14 protein-coding genes are annotated in these 17,299 nt (G+C 33.7%); 11 read left to right on the top strand and 3 right to left on the bottom strand.

The features are described from left to right. Positions 1-31: 31 nt before the first annotated feature. On the bottom strand, positions 32-745 hold the full coding sequence (locus ACFQ1R_RS06600; RefSeq protein WP_379925344.1) for a peptidylprolyl isomerase: 714 nt from the start codon (positions 743-745) through the stop codon (positions 32-34). 5 nt (positions 746-750) lie between these two features. On the opposite strand from ACFQ1R_RS06600, the gene ACFQ1R_RS06595 reads away from it, so the two are divergent. The 5 genes from ACFQ1R_RS06595 (at position 751) to ACFQ1R_RS06575 (ending at position 8,432) form a co-directional block, all read left to right on the top strand. After that, entirely contained in the window at positions 751-1,392 is a 642-nt protein-coding gene (locus ACFQ1R_RS06595) for an NUDIX hydrolase (protein WP_379925343.1), read from the top strand. Positions 1,393-1,442: 50 nt separating this feature from the next. Next, a complete protein-coding gene (locus ACFQ1R_RS06590) occupies positions 1,443-2,240 on the top strand; it encodes a lysophospholipid acyltransferase family protein (RefSeq protein WP_379925342.1) in 798 nt (265 codons plus the stop codon). Positions 2,241-2,487: 247 nt separating this feature from the next. Then, positions 2,488-5,109 (top strand): MGH1-like glycoside hydrolase domain-containing protein, encoded by a 2,622-nt coding sequence (locus ACFQ1R_RS06585; protein ID WP_379925341.1) that lies wholly within the window; start codon positions 2,488-2,490, stop codon positions 5,107-5,109. Between the two features lie 121 nt (positions 5,110-5,230). After that, complete coding sequence (locus ACFQ1R_RS06580) at positions 5,231-5,833, top strand: VOC family protein (protein WP_379925340.1); 603 nt, start codon at positions 5,231-5,233, stop codon at positions 5,831-5,833. A gap of 226 nt (positions 5,834-6,059) precedes the next feature. Beyond that, positions 6,060-8,432, top strand: a complete 2,373-nt coding sequence (locus tag ACFQ1R_RS06575) for a T9SS type A sorting domain-containing protein (RefSeq protein WP_379925339.1) — start codon at positions 6,060-6,062, stop codon at positions 8,430-8,432. Between the two features lie 19 nt (positions 8,433-8,451). On the opposite strand, the gene ACFQ1R_RS06570 is transcribed toward ACFQ1R_RS06575, so the two are convergent. Continuing rightward, on the bottom strand, positions 8,452-9,471 hold the full coding sequence (locus tag ACFQ1R_RS06570) for a toxin-antitoxin system YwqK family antitoxin (protein ID WP_379925338.1): 1,020 nt from the start codon (positions 9,469-9,471) through the stop codon (positions 8,452-8,454). 382 nt (positions 9,472-9,853) lie between these two features. Here ACFQ1R_RS06570 and ACFQ1R_RS06565 point away from each other — a divergent pair, with 382 nt between their 5' ends. From ACFQ1R_RS06565 to ACFQ1R_RS06545, 5 genes are all read left to right on the top strand, one after another. Then, positions 9,854-10,105: a hypothetical protein gene (locus ACFQ1R_RS06565; protein ID WP_379925337.1), complete on the top strand. Its 252-nt coding sequence runs from the start codon at positions 9,854-9,856 to the stop codon at positions 10,103-10,105. A gap of 5 nt (positions 10,106-10,110) precedes the next feature. Continuing rightward, the gene (locus ACFQ1R_RS06560; RefSeq protein WP_379925336.1) at positions 10,111-10,647 is read left to right on the top strand and encodes a hypothetical protein; all 537 of its coding nucleotides are present in this window, start codon (positions 10,111-10,113) and stop codon (positions 10,645-10,647) included. A gap of 321 nt (positions 10,648-10,968) precedes the next feature. Further along, complete coding sequence (locus tag ACFQ1R_RS06555) at positions 10,969-11,958, top strand: hypothetical protein (RefSeq protein ID WP_379925335.1); 990 nt, start codon at positions 10,969-10,971, stop codon at positions 11,956-11,958. A 163-nt stretch (positions 11,959-12,121) separates the two neighbouring features. Continuing rightward, positions 12,122-13,060, top strand: a complete 939-nt coding sequence (locus ACFQ1R_RS06550; RefSeq protein ID WP_379925334.1) for a TerC/Alx family metal homeostasis membrane protein — start codon at positions 12,122-12,124, stop codon at positions 13,058-13,060. A gap of 265 nt (positions 13,061-13,325) precedes the next feature. Further along, positions 13,326-13,625: a GIY-YIG nuclease family protein gene (locus tag ACFQ1R_RS06545; protein WP_379925333.1), complete on the top strand. Its 300-nt coding sequence runs from the start codon at positions 13,326-13,328 to the stop codon at positions 13,623-13,625. A 297-nt stretch (positions 13,626-13,922) separates the two neighbouring features. Here the strand turns inward: ACFQ1R_RS06545 and ACFQ1R_RS06540 are convergent, their stop codons facing one another. Beyond that, positions 13,923-16,124, bottom strand: a complete 2,202-nt coding sequence (locus tag ACFQ1R_RS06540; protein WP_379925332.1) for a rhamnogalacturonan lyase family protein — start codon at positions 16,122-16,124, stop codon at positions 13,923-13,925. 592 nt (positions 16,125-16,716) lie between these two features. On the opposite strand from ACFQ1R_RS06540, the gene ACFQ1R_RS06535 reads away from it, so the two are divergent. After that, positions 16,717-17,298, top strand: coding sequence for an SUMF1/EgtB/PvdO family nonheme iron enzyme (locus ACFQ1R_RS06535; protein ID WP_379925331.1), 582 nt, complete (start codon positions 16,717-16,719; stop codon positions 17,296-17,298). Position 17,299: the final 1 nt, after the last annotated feature.

Below are 17,299 nucleotides of genomic sequence, written 5' to 3'. Positions count from 1 at the left end.
AAAGGATGAAAGTTACTTTTGCTTAAAGCCTTTACTCAATAATTTCAACATCCCTAATATATACATTTTGTACAGGCCAGTCTGAACTATCGGTTTCAACAGCAGCAATTTTATCAACAACATCCATACCTTTTGTAACTTTTCCAAAAATGGTATAATAACCATCCAAAAAGTGTGCGCCACCTTGTTGTTGTACTATAAAAAACTCGTAAGGCGATGCTAGTTTGTGTGGGTTATCAATATCGCTACTAGGCATTGATATAACTCCTCTGTCATGCTTAAAACCACGCTTGGTATCAGGTGGTAATAAATATTTGCCTATATAACCACGTTTTTTAGCTGTTTTTTTATCGTCACCACTTCCTCCTTGTATGATAAAGTTATTAATGACTCTGTAAAACTGAGTGCCGTTATAATATTTTTGTTTGGTTAAAAATATAAAGTTAGAGCGGTGAAACTTAGTTTCATTAAACAATAAAATATCAATGTTTCCAAAATCGGTAGTAATACGTACTTTATTCTCCTTGTGTTTTTTGTCATATTGTAAAAAGAATTCCATAGCGTTTTTAGAGTTTAGCTTTGGGTACGCTCTTTTTTCAACATCGGTAGTGTCTTCATCACCTGTTACAACTTCATTTTTTTCAACCGTTGTTATTTCTTTTTTAGGAATTGTTTTCTTTTTACTTTGCTTATCTTCACAATTGAAAAACAAAATAAAACCACATAAAACTAAGATAACGCGCATACAGAATGAATTTTGATGATTTTTTAATTTTAACTTCAAAAATAAAAAATATACCGCTACCAGCCCAAGCATCGCAATTTAAAATGGTGCCTCCATTTCGGCAAGAGTTATTAAAACAGCAAGCCGAAGCCATTAAAACAGCTAAAAGCGCAGGTGTAGTAGCCTTATTTTACCCAAATAACAACCAGGAAACACACTTGGTTTTAATTTTACGGAAAACGTATAAAGGTGTACATTCAGCACAAATAGGGTTTCCAGGTGGCAAGTTAGAACCTCAAGATACCTCTATTGAAGCCGCAGCAATACGAGAAACGTTTGAAGAAGTTGGTGTGCCGTCAAAAAACATTAAAGTACTTCGTGCTTTAAGTGAAGTTTATATACCACCAAGTAATTTTTATGTGTATCCGTTTATTGCCATTTCAAAAGAAACACCACAGTTTATAAAGCAAGATGATGAGGTTGAAGCCATTATTGAAGTAGCTTTAACCCACTTTTTAGATGATGCTAGTATTATAACTCAATACGTAAAAACATCGTATAGTATTGAGGTTGAGGTGCCTGCATTTAAACTTAACAACCATGTGGTTTGGGGTGCAACAGCTATGATGCTTAGCGAGATAAAAGACTTGTTAAAACAACTTATGTAGTTTATAGATTTACTACATTTGTAATAACTAACCAATTTGACGTGTGATTTATGGGATTGTTTAAAAAAAATCCATTTGGCCATATACTTATTGTTAAAAAGTGGCTTATTAGAATTCTAGGAACGCTAACGCATAGGCGCTTTCGTGGGTTTAATGAACTACAAATTGAAGGCTCAGAAATTATTAAAAACCTACCAGATAAAAACGTACTTTTTATTTCAAACCATCAAACGTATTTTGCCGATGTAGTGGCAATGTTTCATGTGTTTAACGCTAGTTTAAGTGGGCGTACAGATTCTATAAAAAACGTTGGTTATTTATGGAATCCAAAACTTAATATTTATTATGTAGCCGCAAAAGAAACCATGAAAGCGGGCTTGCTGCCAAAAATATTAGCCTATGTAGGGTCTATAAGTATTGAGCGCACGTGGCGCGCAGAAGGGCAAGATGTAAACCGCCAAGTAAAAATGAGTGATATTTCAAACATAGGAAAGGCACTTGATGATGGTTGGGTAATTACCTTTCCACAAGGTACAACAACACCTTTCAAACCTATTAGAAAAGGAACCGCACATATTATTAAACGCTACAAACCTGTTGTAGTACCTATTGTTATAGATGGTTTTCGTAGGTCGTTCGATAAAAAAGGCTTGCGTATTAAAAAGAAAAACATACTTCAAACCATGGAAATAAAAGAACCATTGGTTATAGATTATGATAATGAAAGTACCGATGATATTGTAAAACGCATCGAGTATGCTATCGAGCAGCATCCATCATTTTTAAAAGTAATTCCACAAAAAGAAATTGAGGAACAAGAAGCACTTAATAAACTGCGCGAGTGGTAAATTTATTCCTGTGAGTTCGTTAAATTATGATACTTTTTTTTGCGACATTTTAAATCTATACAATCAAAATCAGCAATTAAGCAATAGTTTACTACCTCGCTACAACTTCTTGAAAAAAGACTTATTTTTATTCAAAAGCCTATTAAAACAAGCATGTTTGTCCTACAATTAGTAGGTAATTATGGTTTGTTTTTTTAGAACTACCACCTTAAATATTTGAATAACACGCAACGTTTATACATAGTATATGATTCAGAAAGGACATGAAGCAGAACGCTTATCAGTACGCGATAATTATAGAAACTGGAAAAAATGGGGACCATATTTAGCTGAAAGACAATGGGGAACTGTAAGAGAAGATTATAGCGAATATGGCGAATCATGGGAGTTTATAGACCATGAAAAAGCACGTAGTAATGCCTACCGTTGGGGCGAAGAGGGTATTGGTGGGTTTTGCGACTCGCGCGAAATACTATGTTTAGCACCAGCCTTTTGGAATGGTAAAGACCCTATTTTAAAAGAACGTTTATTTGGGCTTACCAATAACCAAGGCAACCATGGTGAAGATGTGAAAGAACTCTATTTTCACCAAGTATCAACTCCAACGCACTCATATTGCAAGTACTTATATAAATATCCACAAAACGAATTTCCGTATTCCGATTTAGTTAATAGCAACCGCAGAAGCAGATACGAATCTGAATACGAACTGTTAGATACCGAAGCCTTTAAAGACAATGCGTATTTTGATTGTTTTATTGAATACGCTAAAGCTGACATAGACGATATTTTAATGAAGATTACCATAGTGAATAGAGGCGCTAAAGAAGCTAGTATTCACGTTTTGCCTCACCTTTGGTTTCGTAATTTCTGGAAACACAACAAAAAGCATACACGCCCTAGCATGAAAGCAATTTCAAATGATTGTGTGCAAGCAAGAAGCACCCGAAACGGACGCTATTATTTGTACCATGAAAATGGTAAACAACTTTTTTGTGAAAATGAAACCAATAACAAACGTATTTATAACATTCCAAATGATGTTGATTATGTTAAAGATGGTATTAACGACCATGTAATACACAATAAACCAACCATTAACCCAGAGTTAAACGGTACAAAGTTTGCCGTTTGGCATAAGCTAACACTTAAAGCGGGTGAAGAAAAAACCGTGAAAATGCGTTTAAGTAAAAGCAAACTTAAAGATGCATGGACAGATTTTGATACTGTTTTTAACGAAAGAATTACAGAGTGTGAAGCATTTTACAACGAAACTATAAAAAAACAGATACCCGAAAACCAACAGCATATTGTTAAAAGTGCTTTTTCGGGTTTGTTATGGACCAAGCAGTTTTACTATTACGATGTGTTTAAATGGTTGTTTGGCGGTCCTGGTGAAGCAAAACCCAACCGTACCAATATGCGCAATTACAGTTGGCAACACCTTACCAACAGGCACGTAATTTCTATGCCCGATAAATGGGAATATCCATGGTATGCCGCATGGGATTTAGCATTTCATATGGCGTCGTTTGTAGAAATAGACCCAAACTTTGCTAAAAACCAATTGCTACTGGTATTAAAAGAAAATTACATGCACCCTAACGGGCAAATACCTGCGTATGAATGGAATTTTAGCGATGTAAACCCACCTGTACACTCTTGGGCTGTATGGCATGTGTATGAAAAAGACAAGCAATTAAAAGGCAAACCAGATACGGTATTTTTAGAAAAAGCCTTCCAAAAACTACTAATAAATTTCACATGGTGGGTTAACCAAAAAGACAAAAATGGTACCGATTTATTTGAAGGTGGCTTTTTAGGTTTAGATAATATAGGCGTGTTCGATAGAAACCACATGCCACCTGGTATTGCCAGAATGCAACAGGCAGATGCTACTAGCTGGATGGCTATGTTTTCATTAAACATGCTGCGTATGGCACTAGAACTTGCCAAAGCAGATAATATGTATGAAGAAGTAGCTGCAAAGTTTTTTAGGCACTTTTTAAACATAGCTTGGGCTATGCACCACATAGGTAAAAAAGATATTTCGTTGTGGGATGATGAAGATAACTTCTACTATGATGTAGTTGAAATGGCAAACGGCGCTACCAACTTATTACGTGTACGCTCATTAGTAGGTGTAATTCCTATGTTTGCTGTAGAAATTATGCATAAAGATTTGTTTGAAGAATTAAAAGACTTCCGTTTACGGGCAAATGAAATTATACGCACACGTCCAGACTTAGCATCGTTAATTACCAATTTAGATGAAGCCAATAAAGATGGCAATTATTTGTTCTCTATTATGCGTGGGTTTAGGTTGGAGCATTTATTAAAGCGTTTGTTAGATGAAGATGAATTCTTATCTGATTATGGCATACGTTCACTATCCAAATACCATGAAAAACATCCGTTTGTATTTGAACATCATGGGCATCATCAAATTCAGTACGAACCTGGTGAAAGTCGTTCAAGTATGTTTGGCGGTAATTCCAACTGGCGTGGGCCTATTTGGATGCCAATTAATTACATGATTATCCAATCGTTACGAAAGTATTACACGTTTTATGGCGACAGCTATGTTTATGAATTTCCAACAGGTTCAGGTAATAAACTTAATTTAAAACAAATAGCAAATGCTCTTACCAAACGCTTAATAAAGTTGTTTGAAGCCAATAGTGATGGCAAGTTTCAATACCATGCAGATGCTCCAGATAATCAGTATGCAGTAAATGAACACTTTAAAAATCTGCATCTATTTTACGAGTTTTTTGATGGTGACACAGGAGAAGGTTTAGGCGCATCGCACCAAACAGGCTGGACAGCATTAATAGCTAACCTTATTTTAGAAATGGATGGTGATTAATTGAGAAATAATAATTAATAGTTATAGTACTAGAAGACTTAGGATTTGTGTAAATTTAAAGCAGACTTGTTAACTTAAACGTTTGGTTATTAAATTAGTTACTTTAAAAACGCCTATTGAAATGAATAAATTAATACTTCTTACTGCAATAGTATTTACTTTTACAATCTCATGTTCAAATTCAAATAGAACAAAAAACACGAACAATGCAAGCAATCAAACTGTAGTTAAAATGGATAGCACAAAACCTAACACTAATTTGATTACTCAAAAAATCACACCTTATTTGTGGGTAGAGAAAGATGCCAAAGCAGTTGCAGATTATTACTTATCTATTTTTAAAGATGGTAAGTTGAAAGATTTCCGCAAATTTGATACTGATGAAAGTGGAAATAATGCAGGTATAGAAACCGCAGTAATTGAAATAGCAGGAATGGAGTTTAGTATTTTAGCCGCTGGCCCATTATTCAAATTTAATGAAGCAGTTTCTTTTGTTATTAACACCAAAGACCAAGCAGAAACTGATTATTATTGGGAAGCACTAACTGCCAATGGCGGCGAAGAAGGTTCCTGTGGATGGTGTAAAGATAAATATGGCTTGTCTTGGCAAGTTGTACCTATTGAATATTACGAGTTAATTCATAGTAATAATCCAAAGGTTAGAGAAAAGGCCATGAAAAACACATTGAAACAGAAAAAATTGATACTTTCTGAACTTAAATAAGTAGCCCTTTGGTTATGTAATAATATAAAATTGCTTTGTTGCAATCAAATAACCTAATACAAATATGATTACAACAAAAGTATTAGCATAGTAATCTTTAAAATTGAAGTTCTAAATAATATGTTCTTCGGTTGTATTTGCTTTATATCTAACTATTTAATTTTTTACTATAAATTATTTATACATTTGGTAATTGTAGTTTTAACACTTAATAGTTGTATGCGTTATGGGGCATCGTTTGCATCACACCAATATTGATATTGCTAAAACAGTAGTTCTGGTTCTAGCATTTTTTATTAATGAAACCTTGTGTTCACAAAATATTCCGTCGTTTTCAGGCGCAGAGGGTTTTGGAGCTGTTACTGTAGGTGGTAGAGGCGGTGACGTTTACCATGTAACAAACCTTAACGATTCAGGACCAGGAAGTTTTAGAGCAGGATGTCAAGCTTCTGGTGCGCGTACAATAGTTTTTGATGTGTCGGGTATTATTAATTTAACAAGTGAGGTTCAAATTATTAATCCATACATTACAATAGCAGGGCAAACAGCTCCAGGTGATGGTGTAATAATAGCAGGAGCAACCGTAAACATGACGGGTAGGGTAAACGATATATTAATTAGATATATGCGTTTTCGTAGAAGTTATGATAAATCGGGTCCAGCACCTATACCAAATCAACCAAGTGCAGGACAATGTTTGGTAGGTATGAGTGTGTCTAAAAATATTATGATAGACCATGTGTCTTCAAGTTGGGGAACCGATGAAAATATGTCTATGTATCGTTGCCAATTAGATGGAGGCAAACTTATTCCTACCAAAAATATAACAGTACAATGGAGTATTATTTCAGAAGCTCTTAACCCAGAAAATCATGGGTTTGCCAATACATGGGGCGGACAAGGCGCTAACCATCACCATAACCTTATGGCTTGTAATGTAGGTAGAAACCCGAGTATTTCTTTTTCGCATTTTATGGATTTTCGTAATAACGTCATCTTTAATTGGCGCGATAGAAGTATGGATGGTGCAGGTAAAGAGGCACACATGAATGTTATTAATAATTACTATAAACCCGGTCCAGCAACTGGCTATAACTATAATTGGTCTTTGCCAGCTCCAGAATTGAAAGTTCGTATTGTATTGCCAGAAGTACGCACATGGGATACTGCACTAGCTTTAGGTTTAAATAATAAGTCGCGGTATTCAGGACCCGGAGTTATTGGTTGGTGGTATATAGATGGTAACGTTATGGAAGGGCATCCAACAATAACCAATAATAATTGGGAAGGTACATCTTTAGTTGATGGTAAGTATTATAAAGGTGTACAATGGAGCTCCATTGTTGAACCATATCCTGGTATTGGTCCAGCTATAGGTGAAGCACATCCTGAATGGCAAGGGCAATATATGTCCGATCATTTAGAGTGGGTTAAAGTTAACCAACCACATACGCGTGTATCGTTTCCTGAAGACCCACTAGACCCTTATGATGGTTCTGGCGGAACAACATTTGTAATACCAGATTTACCAATTATTGCTACACAAACAGCTTCAGATTCGTATACATCTGTACTTGCAGGTGCAGGTGCAACACTACCAATTCGAGATGCTGTAGATGTTAGAATAGTTAATGTAACAGCTACAGGTAATGCTACAGCGGGGTCTAGAAGTAATGGTATTATAAATCACCCCGATGAAGTTGGTGGTTATCCCGTAATAGCACAGATACAACGACCTTTAAACTGGGACACAGATTTAGATGGTATGCCCGATGCTTGGGAGCTTGAAAGAAACCTAAACCCTAATGATGCTACCGATAGAAACCATGATTATGATAATGATGGTTACACCAATTTAGAGGAATACTTAAATGATATTGGAGCTTTTAAAGCGGTACAAGATATTGTTTGGGATGGTGATGTTGATAGCCGCTATGCAAAGATACAAAATTGGGATTTAGCATTTCAACCTTCTAGGTTTGATACTGCTATTATTAATAATGCTACGGTATTGGTTGATGCTATCGATCAACATGCGGGTACTTTAAAGTTAAATAATTGTGCAACTTTAAACATAATAACAGGTTGGTTAAAAGTAGCTAATACTCTAGAAACCGATGCCTGTTCGCAAACGAATGTAGATACTAACGGTACTTTAAATGTTGATGTGGTAACCAACAACGGTACGTTTGTTTTAAATGGTGATGCGGTACTTACGGTGGGTAATACCTTTGTAAACTATGGTACTTTAGATGTATCAGATTGGAACGGGTCTGGAATTAATAATTTTGTTAATTATGGAACTGTAATTGGCGATATAAACAAAACACTAAGCAGTAACAGTTTTGATAAGCAAAATGGAAACAATGGCATTTTGTATCCAATACCAGTGCAAGATGTTTTAAATATTTCATTAGATAAAAACACACAAGGCAAAGTGAATGTTACTGTTTTTGATTTAACAGGAAAAGCAGTTAAAGCATTTGAGGTTTTAAATAATAATTTTAATATCAATGTATCAAACTTAACACAAGGAATGTATTTAGTGAAAATAGTAACTAATAATGTAAGTTTGGTTAAACGAATTATTAAAAATTAACCATTAGCAATCAACCGTATTACTCACTTTTTACAAGCTTCCCGCTTTTATTGTAGTAGTTTTTACCTGTTGTTACTCCTAATACTTTAAACTCCTCAATATAGAGTTCACCTGTTTCGTAATACGTGGCATATTTACCGCTGTCAATGTTTTTATATTTTACCTTGCCATTGGGGTGGTATAGAATGAAATCTTTAGAGAAACCAGTTTTGTACATCGTACCTTCAGAGCGCAAAGTACCATCAGGGTAGTAAGTTTTCCAAATGCCTGTAGGTAAAGCATCTTTAAAACTACCTTCTTCTTTAAGTTGCCCATTTTCGTAATACCATTTCCAATCGCCATCATTATAGCCGCGGTATTTTTGTCCAACAACCTCGGGTTTCCCGTTAGGGTAGTTTTTTGTGTAAGGTACTTTGCCTTCGTTTGTGGCATAAGCACGGTAATTCGATTTTGGGTCGTAAAATTTAATATCATCAAAGGCATTGGGGTAAACCATAGTATTTTCATAATTGCCATTAAAATCATAACATTCCCATTCGCCAATGGCTTTACCTCTTAAGAAAACGCCTTTTTTTAGTAGCTTACCATTTGTATAGTAGTATTCCCATACACCATGCATTAAACCATCAATTATTTCGCCTTTTTCTTTTAAAACACCATTTTTATCAAAATAGCTAAAGCTTCCAAAGGGTTTATCTTTCATGTAAGTACCCATTTGGTCTTTGGTGCCATCTTCACGGTACCACGTCCATGTTTCGTATTTTAAGTTGTTTATAAACGTACCTGTAGCGCTGGTTTTTCCGTTAGGGTGAAAGTATTCAACCGTTTTCATGTTAGGGGCTTTACGGTTGTAGCTCTCTTTTAACGATATGCTACCATCTTCACGATAGTACACCCAATCGCCTGTTTTTTGGTCTTTTTTGTATTTGCCTTCTGCTTTTAGTTGCCCGTTTGCGTAAAATTCGGGTTGTTGTGCTAATGCTATGTAGTTGCAAAGTAATAAAACTATTATTAAGTAGTTGCGCTGTAAAATACCCATAATATATGTTGTTGAGTTAAGTAACAAAAATAGAAATTAGCCAAGTGTTGTGCCATACGATACTTGTCGTATTTTTGGAAATTTTGGAGTTTTTGGAGATTCTGTATTTTTAACATTAGGTAACCTTATCCACGCTTTATCTACGCCTTTGCTACGGAGTATCTACGGAGTATCTATGATTTTGTTCGGGTTTTGTTCGGCTACGGTTTGGGTGTATTTTTTTTAGATGGGGTTTTACCCGAACAATGCTAGCGGTAAATTAATATAATGCTAAAAGGATGTATATGTTTGTAAGTAAATATTTATTATATTCGTAGAGTTCAATAATTAGAATAATTACTCAAATTGTAGATAAAATAACACAAATCAAAATCAGAAAAAAATGAAAAAATTAAGTTTAATTTTAATAGCATTAATAATAGGTGCGATTGCCATCAATTGTGATAGTGACCCTTGTGATGAAGGGTATACTCAAATTGATAATGGAGTATGTGTACCCGACTATGTTGTAGGAATAGAAAAGAGCGTTGAATTAGGAAATGTTTTTTACCATCCAAAATATGGTGCAATAACCTATAAAGATGGTAATTGGTATAATAATGAAAACTTAATTCTTAAAAATATAAATAATTAGATATTATGAAGCATTTTTTTATTGTGCTTGTAGTCCTTTCGTTTTCTTTAGCCAATGCTCAATTTTATGAAGGAACAATTTATTTAAAAGATTCAACTGAAATAAAAGGTTTAATAAAAGCCAAAACATTTGGTGGGTTAAAATACAAAGAAAGCGAAAGTTCAGATATAAAAGAATTTGAAGACAATCAATTAAGCGGTTATGATATTAAAGAAGACGGAACAATTGATAAGTACAGATTTAAAGATGTACAGGGTGTTTCCCGAAAAATGAAAATAGTGAGGTTAGGTAAAATTAACCTATATAGCATTTTTGTTTCAAATTCAAGCACTGCAATGGGAATGGGATTGCCTACTTCGTCAGGTAACGTTTATTTTCTAGAAAAAAATAATATTACAATAAGAACAGGGGTAAAATTTAAAAATGGAAAATTACACTTAATTGAAGATTGCCCTATGTTAATAGACAAAATTGAAAAGAAAGAATTTAATAAAAGAGAGATTATCAAAATTATTGAATATTACAATAAAAGCTGTATTTGAAAAAGTGTTATTTATAACAATGTCTATAAGTATTTTTTTGTTCTAGACTGCTAGCCTTAATCCTGTGGATGATTCTATAACGAAACTACAGTCAAACAGTTGTAAAATACAAGAAGACAGTGAAACATTAAAAATTAGCAATACAGATAACAGATAAATAAAATATTTAAACATGAAAAAAATATTGCTTTTAATTTTATTAATTAAATCTAATGTTTAGTGCGTATTTGGTCACTCTGATTTTCCTTCGAAAATCCTCACACACAAAACCGCACTATTATTAGATGTAACCGTTGTAAAACATTTGACCAAATAAACAAAATGAAGAAATACAAATTAAACATTCTCACTTTTTTACTTTTAATTCCAAGTTTTGCAATTGGACAAATACCAAAAGGACATTTTTTAGATGCTGACAAAACAGCTGAAAGAGGATATAAAGTAAAACCATTCAAACAAGAAAAAGAAGGAATTTATCATTATGCAGTATTAACAGAATTACCATTTGAAAACAACTGCGAATCTGGACTCTCAGAAAAAGAGCAAATTGCTTGTTCTGAAAAGAATTTAAGAAACCTTATTTACCCTAAACTTACTTCAAAACTTAATTTCAAAGGAAATGTATATGTTTATTTAACTATAACAGAAGATGCACAAATTACTGATCTTACTGTAAATTCATATCCAAATTCAGAATCAACAAATGATTTAATTGAGGAAGCTATTAAAACGGTGGAATTTAAACCAGGTAAATTTGAAAACGAAATTGTAAAATCAAGACTTTGGACTTCTTTTACATTTCCTTCATCATCAAAAGAACTTTTTTCGGAATCTTTTGAAAAGATGGAACAAGATGAAAATCCTGAATATAAAAACTATGAAAATTTGATTTTTGATGCATGTAACTACATTTTTTCAAACCCTATATATCCCAATGGAACTGAATTTATAGCTGCAAACAAAATTATTGGATTTTGGAAAAATAGAGATACTGGGCTAAACATACCAATAGGTAGTGATTTCTACAAAGTATTAACTAACCAAAATCAACAACAGTATTTATACATGATTGCTATGATGAATTATTCACTTGATCAAAAAATAAATTATAATAGAATTTTAGAATGCAAACCAAAAGAAGGGCAAAAATATAGTGAACAAGAAGATGTTAAAGAAGTTCAACTTGGCGGAGCTAAAATTTTATTAGAATTTATAGGTAACGAAAAGAACAACGTTCCAATGTCTTCTAAAACAGAAAAATATTATAAAGCTTACGAAAAGAACAAATTAGACAAAGAATTATTTGAATAAGAAACGAGGTACAACAATGGTTATAAGTAATTGATGTAATATCTTACTTTAAATAAATCCTCGGAGGTTTTTTATTCGGTACGTATTTGCTAAATTAGGTGCTTAAAACACGCAACAAGCCATTTACATTATAGATTTGCTACCTTAAAAAAAAGCAAGAACTATGGAGAATTATTTGCCTTGGATTACACTAATATCTTACGTAGTAATTCTTTTGTTAATTGACTTTTTCGTCTTGCACAAAAAGAACCGTATTACTTCAGTTAAGAGAGCTATTTTTGAAACTATTTTCTTTGTAGCAAATGCATTAATATTTGCCTCTTTTATTTATTGGTTTTATAACAATAGTCTTGTTGATAATATAAACAACCTTAAACCAATACAAGCAGTAGTAAAATACTTAACAGGGTATATTATTGAATTATCTTTAAGTGTTGATAATCTATTTGTTATTGCAATAATCTTTACATCATTTAAAATACCAATACAATACCAACACAAATTGCTTTTTCTAGGTATTCTTGGAGCAATAATATTTCGTGCTATTTTAATTAGTGTTGGAATAATTTTGATTAAAAAAATTCATGGAATGAACATTGTTTTTGGTTTATTTTTATTGTTTACTGCTCTGAAAATGCTAAAAAAAGAAGCTGAACATAAAGAAGTTGAAGAACCGAAAGGTATAGCTAAAATATTTCGATTTAGTAAGGAATTAGACGGTGGGAAATATATAACAAAAGTTAATGGAAAAAGAGTGTTTACGGCACTTTTTGGAGCTTTAATAACAATAGAATTTACCGATTTACTTTTTGCTTTAGATAGTATTCCTGCAATTTTTGCGGTTACAACAGACCCATTTATTGTTTATAGCTCTAATATATTCGCAATAATGGGTTTAAGGTCGCTTTATTTTTTTCTTGCTAATATGTTAGATAAATTTATTTATTTAAAATATAGCGTATTTTCAATTTTAGTCTTTGTTTCACTAAAATTAATAACAGCAAATTGGATTGATATTCCTGAATGGTTTTCGTTACTTTTTATTGGAATTTCTTTAGCAATAGGAATTTACATATCAACATTTAAAATAAATAAGGAATAAAAGTAGTTGCCGCCACTGTGACGTTAATGATTAGCAGATTGCTTTACTGCGTTCGCAATGACTTAACTAACGTCATTACGAGGAAGGAACGACCGAAGTAAACTCATGATTGGAGTTGTGATTAAAAAGATTGCTTCGTTCCTCGCAATGACGTAAACGATAAACATACCGTCATTGCGAACGCAGTTAAGCAATCTCATGAAGGGAGTTCCAATTATACAGATTGCTTCGTACCTCGCAAAGGCGTAAAAGACAAAACTATTATATGAATAAATCATATGTATATTTTATGACCAATAAGAATAACACTGTTATTTATATAGGCGTAACTGCTAATTTATTAAAAAGAGTATATCAGCATAAAACAAAAGCCTACAAAGGTTTTACAGCTAAATATAATTGTGATAAGTTGGTTTACTTTGAAGATTTTTCAGATATTAACCAAGCAATTACTAGAGAAAAACAGCTAAAAGCAGGCAATAGAAAAAACAAAGAAGATTTAATAATAAATACTAATCCAGAATGGAATGATTTGTCTGACGGTTGGTTGTTTTATTTTGATTAACGTCATTACGAGGAAGGAACGACCGAAGTAAACTTATGAAAGTATTTGTCATTGCGAGGCACAAAGCAATCTCATGATAAGAACTATCAATTAAAAGATTGCTTCGTGCCTCGCAAAGACGTGCTTATTAAACAGATAACTTTACTGCGTTCTCAATGACTTAACTAACGTCATTACTAGGAAGGAACGACCGAAGTAAACTCATGATAGGAGTTTCGATTAAACAGATTGCTTCGTTCCTCGCAATGACTTTAATGATGAACAGATTGCTTCACTGCGTTCTCAATGAAGTTATTATTAATCGGTTTTTATAATTTTTAAGGTTACTGGTTCGGTTAAATTAATTTTTAAGAAATACATTCCAGTAGGTTTATCAGTTATATCTAATTTAAAGTTTCTTCCGTATAGCTCATGCTTCTGGGTTGAAACTAATGCGCCATTAATGTTATATAATTCGCTAGTAACTGTATTAATAGCAACTGGTAAATTTACATTAAAAATACCTTTTGATGGGTTTGGATACAAATTTATAGCCTTTGTTTCTCTTTGAGATACGTTTAGCGGTTGCCCAGCATTAACCAATTGAATATTAGGTGATGGAGGTGTATCCATGTCGCCGCCAAAATAAAACCCAAGGTTAGGTGGTTGGTTGTAAGAATTGTTTTGCCATGCAACAGCTGTTCTGTAGTTAGGGTCGTGCATTAATGTGTACATTCTTTGCGTTGTACTATAAGGTGAAACAAATACAATTAATCCTGTATTGTCCGAACGTCTGAAGATAACTTCTTCTCGCCAATCGCCTAATATATCAGCCATCAAGCAAGGGTTTGATTTAGTACTATTATTAGATGAAATAGGTGCAATATTATACAATGTGGCAACCCTGTCGGTTCCAGAGCCATTCCATTTGGTAATTACGGTTCTGTCAACTATTTCACGTTGTACATCACCGTCCCACCAAATACCAAAATTATATGAATCGCCGTTACCTGCCGTTTGTGGTATTGAGGTAGATATAAGCTGACCTGTACAACTGCGAAGACCAGACCCATCAGAACCCCATATTTCCATGCCTTTATAATTTTTATCTACATCGGCAGCCATACATCTTCCAATGTCACCACTCGACCAATTTGCCCATTGTATGACACCAGTTTCAGCATTTCTTAAAGATATGCCAGGTATTGTTGTGCCATTAGCATGCTCTTGACAGCTAAAATACTCCAAACCAGTAATATCAGGATTTATATCTGCCAAATGAGCAGCATCGCCATGGCCAAACGTGGTAGAGTAAAGGCCATTACCGTATTCATCAACCGCCATACCACCATAGGTTATTTCGTCTCTGCCGTCGCCATCTACATCACCAACCGCTAGGTTATGGTTTCCTTGCCCATGATAAGCAGTTGCTACACCATTAGGGCTACTATCCCAAGCCCAATCTTTTGTTAAAGTACCATTACTAAAATGCCATGCTTCAAGTTTTGTGCGTTCATAAATACCTCGCCCAATTACTATACTTGGGTTTACACCATCCAGATAGGCAACTGCCCACATGCATTTGGTAGCCCTGTGCCCAAGTTGAGAAAGGTTTTGCCCTGGTAAGCCCCAATGTGCTATTGGGTCTAAAGCAATGTAATAATCCCATGCCATTTCTGCGCCAGTTTCACCATTAAATATTGATATATAATCGGGACCTTGGGTTCTAAACCAAAAAGGGCCATTTTGTGCTGCAGAAGAACGGTAATTGGTTTGTCCGTCGCCATCTCTGTCGCCAATATTATTACCAACACCGTCAATCATACCATCTGAAGTTCTGGTAGCAACTTCTGCTTTTCCATCATTATCAAAATCGTAAACCAAAAAGTTTACCTCTACGGCGTGTAGTAAATTAGGGCCTAAATCTATAGCCCACATAAAGGTACCATCAAGTTCATAAGCTTCAAGGTAATGGTTGTGGGGTGATGTTGGCGATTCGTCATTTGATAGTCTTTTTATAACAATTTCGTATTCACCGTCACCATCCAAATCGCCTATCGAGGCATCATTTAAATTATGGGTAGTATAACCACCGTTTACTGCTCTTACTGGTATTGTAAAGTACTCTAGCTCTTTAAGACTTTTAGCAGGTGATAGTGGTTGCTCGGTGCCATCAATTATTGCGGCTACTCGGTAGGTGTAATTAGTATTGGTAGCATCAACATAATTTGAAACATTAAGATTAGAAGCAATTAATGTTGTGCCACGATATAGATTATAAGTGGCATTCTGTTTGTATTCTATCCCAGTTATTCGCCAGCTTATTAGTACAGAATTATTACCTGTTCGCATGGCAATTAATCCCCTGTCAAGGTTTTCCATGTAACGTTGCCCAAAAAGTGAGCAACTCCAAAGAGCTATGAAACTAATTAAAGATAGGTTTGTACGTACCTTATTTTTAAATAATTTTTTAACTTCAAAAAGAGTGGCAAACAATATGTTTTTTATGGTTGTCTTCATTTTTATAGGTGGTTTAGTTGGTTGTTTTTAAGCTTATATTTGCAGGTTCAAATGCTGCATTTAGTCAATCTAAACAAATATATTTTTAATATCTATGATAACTATCCTGCTCTTACATGTTTAAAAACGGGCTTGTGTGTAATAATTTGGTAAACTAGGTGAGAGTTTTAGGAACATTAGATAGGGTATAAGTTAAAGCATGCGTTTTAAATGAGATAAAGGTTGAAGTTGTGTTTAAAACAATATAAAAACTAATGAAATTCCCTTTTTTATCAGTAAAAAAATATACGCATATAAGTATTTTCTATATCTTCATGGTTTAGTAGTTTAATACTTACAACCATGTTTTTTAAATCTAAATCGATGTCTGAATTGAATTATTATTGGATGTAAAGGAACAATCTTATAATTAGGAATTACAATTAAGTAGATTAGTCATTTTGTTAGCAAAGAAGTAAATCAATTGTCAATTACCAATTGTTCATTATATTAGCCTAAATAACCTTTTGCAATCAAATACATAAGGCTAGGTGAAAACCAAAAACCAAAATCTAAACATATTATTTACCAATATTAAAAAACTGAAATTACCTTGAATATTTGGAAGTGTATTTTACTTTGTCTTATCCTTTTTACGTCTTGCAAAAAAAAGGAATTAGCCTTAAAACCAGTATCATATGCTGAATTTGAGCAATTTGTAAACGAAACAGGATATGTTACCGATGCTGATGCATATGGATGGTCTATAGTACAAGTTGACGTGTATAATTATAAAAAAGTAGATAATGCAAATTGGAAAAAACCTGATGGCATTAATGGCGTTTCTTCAAAAAAACTTCCAGTTACTCAAGTAAGTTATAATGACGCAAAAGCTTACTGCAAATGGGCTAAAAAAAGACTTCCTACTTATAACGAATATTGGGAAGTTGTAAAGCATGATAACCGCATTATTGTTTCGGAAAACAAATTTCCCATTTCTGAAATTGATAAAGTAAATATTGTGGGTAATGTATGGGATATTACAGAAACTAAAGTGAATAACTTGGTAAGACTTGCTGGTGGCTCGCTTTTTTGCTCTGAAAAAACGTGTCATGGCACCATAGAAGATAGAGAATTATTTGTTGATAAAGAAACTGGAAATATACATATTGGGTTTTCGGTTATTGAATTGTAAG

This window comes from Mariniflexile jejuense, assembly GCF_042675665.1.
In the GTDB taxonomy this organism is placed as follows: domain Bacteria; phylum Bacteroidota; class Bacteroidia; order Flavobacteriales; family Flavobacteriaceae; genus Mariniflexile; species Mariniflexile jejuense.
Note: the sequence above shows the minus strand (reverse complement) of the source record. Positions and strands in the feature narration are given on the sequence as shown.